This window comes from Polaromonas sp. CT11-55 (assembly GCF_047303325.1).
Taxonomy (GTDB): Bacteria; Pseudomonadota; Gammaproteobacteria; order Burkholderiales; family Burkholderiaceae_C; genus Polaromonas.
Map to the genome: position 1 here is coordinate 1 of NZ_JBKBEX010000087.1, position 243 is coordinate 243.

1 protein-coding gene is annotated in these 243 nt (G+C 58.8%); it reads right to left on the reverse strand.

The features are described 5' to 3' along the window. Positions 1–229, reverse strand: a 229-nt coding sequence (locus tag ACEN8I_RS24190) for a hypothetical protein (RefSeq protein ID WP_413331204.1), incomplete at its 3' end; no start/stop codon positions are given. Between the last annotated feature and the right edge of the window lie 14 nt (positions 230–243).

Here is a 243-nt window from a genome sequence, read left to right on the forward strand (position 1 = left end):
TGGCGAGGCTGTCGGGGCTCATGGAACTGAGCTCGTTAATTGCGTCGAGGAGGTAAGCTGATCGCAGGATGGTTTTGAGGGCGAGTGCGTCGCGGTCGAAGGGTATGTCTTCTGATCTGTCGGCTTCGTATGTTGTGAGGTCGCAGGTGGTCGTGACGCCGGACTCCGACATGTGGATGCTAAGGGGGCTGCCTTCTCCCTCATAGGTGATGGTGCAGACGCCGCTCATGCCGAGTGCTTGGT